This is a genomic window from Mesorhizobium sp. M7A.F.Ca.CA.003.01.2.1 (genome assembly GCF_003998945.1).
Lineage (GTDB): Bacteria > Pseudomonadota > Alphaproteobacteria > Rhizobiales > Rhizobiaceae > Mesorhizobium > Mesorhizobium ciceri.
Genome location: NZ_RZRA01001026.1, coordinates 1 through 1,891, shown reverse-complemented (window position 1 = coordinate 1,891; position 1,891 = coordinate 1). Strand labels below are relative to the sequence as shown.

Annotated in this window: 2 protein-coding genes and 1 pseudogene; all 3 read left to right on the top strand. The window is 64.5% G+C overall.

Annotation, left to right across the window (positions count from 1 at the left end):
* A partial coding sequence (locus EN969_RS29160; RefSeq protein WP_206525259.1) for a 6-phosphofructokinase occupies positions 1 to 645 on the top strand: 645 nt, incomplete at its 5' end.
* Between the two features lie 53 nt (positions 646 to 698).
* Positions 699 to 1,418, top strand: coding sequence for an MBL fold metallo-hydrolase (locus EN969_RS29155; protein WP_063170437.1), 720 nt, complete (start codon positions 699 to 701; stop codon positions 1,416 to 1,418).
* Between the two features lie 245 nt (positions 1,419 to 1,663).
* A pseudogene (locus EN969_RS29150) lies at positions 1,664 to 1,891 on the top strand (serine protease); the annotation flags it as partial.

The window sequence follows — 1,891 nt, the reverse complement described above, 5'->3', positions numbered from 1 at the left end:
GTCATGGGCCGGCATGCGGGCTTCCTGACCGCGGCTGCCGCTGCCTGGCAGCTCGACCCCGACAGCGGCCCTCATCTCGTCTACGTGCCCGAGCGGCCGTTCTCGGCCGCTGGCTTCATCGACGACGTGCGTGCCACGCTCGATCGCCACAAGCGCTGCATCGTCGCCGTTTCGGAAGGCGTCAGCACCGCCGACGGCAAGGCATTGGTCGAAAGCCTGGTGCCGCCGGACAAGCTTGAGCGCGACGCGCATGGCAACGTCAAGCTGTCGGGCAGCGACCTGCCGGCCGCACTCGAGCGCGCGTTGGCGGAAGGCCTGCCCGGCAAGCGTGCCCGCGTCGACGCGCTCGGCTACATGCCGCGCGGCTATATCGGCGCCATCAGCGCGGTCGACGCGCAGGAGGCTTTCGATGCCGGCGCTTTCGCGGTCACCGTCGCCGAACAGGGCGGCGGCTCGGTGGCGCTGCAATATGACGGCACCAGAACGGTGCTGAAGAAAGTGCCGCTCAAGAACGTCGCCGGCAAGACCCGCCACATGCCTGACGATTTCATGAAGCCCGACGTCAATCAGCTGTCGGATGCCGGCATGGCCTATCTCAAGCGGCTGGTGCCGGAAAAGTACAAGGTCGGGAAGCCCTTCGTCTGATGCCGGGCTCACACCTGATGCCCGGCTCACTTCGTATGCCGGACTCACACTTGATGCCGAGCTGGTTCAGCAGGAGCGTGGTCGACGGCAAGACGACGATGCTGACCGAGCCCTTCGTGCATGCCTATGTTCGGGCCAATATCTGGCATCTGCGCGGTCGCGATGCCGACCTGCTCGTCGACACCGGTATGGGCATCTGTCCGCTGGCGCCGCAGATCGAGACGCCGCAGGGCAAGCCGTTGCTGGTCGTTGCCACCCACATCCATCTCGACCACGTCGGCTCGCTGCATGAATTCCCGTTGCGGGCCGGGCCAAGAATGAGCGCGGCTCGGTTCGAGACCATGGATGAGGCCGCGACTTACGCCTACATGTTCCACGACCTCGAGGGTGCCGTCTCGAAACTGCCGGCGTCCGGATGGAAGTCGGCCGACTACAGGATCCCGCCCGCGCCGTTGACGCGAACCCTGGACGAGGGCGATGTCGTCGATCTTGGCGACCGGCAATTTCGCGTGCTGCATTTGCCGGGCCATTCACCGGATTCGATCGCGCTGTTCGACGAGGCCGACGGACTGTTCTTCAGCGGCGATGCCATCTACGACGCCATGCTGATAGACGACCTGCCGGATTCCGACCGGGCCGCCTATATCAGTACGATGCGGCGCCTGCTCGACCTGCCGATCCGTATCGGTCATGGAGGACACGGACCGAGCTTCGACGGCAAGCGCATGCGCGAGATTGCTACGGCCTATCTCGGACGAATCGCCGGTGGCTGAGGCTCCAGCGAGGCAGCAAGGCGCGACCCGACGACTTTGTGACCCTGCCGCCGTGCGGATATTAAATCTTCGTAAGGTCGCCCGAAAACCCTAAATCGGGCCAATCCGCGCCCTAGATGCAAGGCCGTCGATCCGGTTGGCTGCCATGTAGGCGAGACGGGCAATTGCAACCTCGACACGCCGATGACCGATTTCCCGCATGGGAGGCCACGGCGCTGGATCAACTCTCGCCCGGACAAACGACCATGTCAGATATCCTTCGTAGGCATCGCGTCGCGGCCTTGCTGGGCGCTGCGCTGATCATATCCCCCTTCGTCATGTCTTTCGCCCAAAGCGCGGGCAACACCGTTCCGACGACCCAGACACCTGTTGCCGGCATCACTGCGCCCAATGGCTCGTTCGCACCCATCGTTGCCGCCGACAAGCCGGCGGTGGTGACGGTCACCACGGTCATGAAGGCACAGCCTGAAACG